The following is a 232-nucleotide window of genomic DNA, read 5'->3' as shown; positions in this document are numbered from 1 at the left end:
CGCGATGGCGCCGCCGTTCAGGTTGATCTTGTCGTCGAGGCTGTCCATCAGCCCCAGATCCTTGATGCACGGCAGCGACTGGGCGGCGAACGCTTCGTTCAGCTCGAACAGATCGATGTCCTGCACGCTCAGACCGGCGCGTTTCAGCGCCAGCTTGCTGGCCGGCACCGGGCCGTAGCCCATGATGGACGGATCGCAGCCGACGACCGCCATCGAGCGGATGCGGGCGCGG

General features: G+C 66.8%; 1 pseudogene. It reads right to left on the bottom strand.

What is annotated here, in order from left to right:
* Positions 1-232 (bottom strand): annotated as a pseudogene (locus HMPREF0072_RS11775) (acetyl-CoA C-acyltransferase); the annotation flags it as partial.

The organism is Anaerococcus lactolyticus ATCC 51172, from assembly GCF_000156575.1.
Lineage (GTDB): Bacteria > Bacillota > Clostridia > Tissierellales > Peptoniphilaceae > Anaerococcus > Anaerococcus lactolyticus.
Note: the sequence above shows the minus strand (reverse complement) of the source record. Positions and strands in the feature narration are given on the sequence as shown.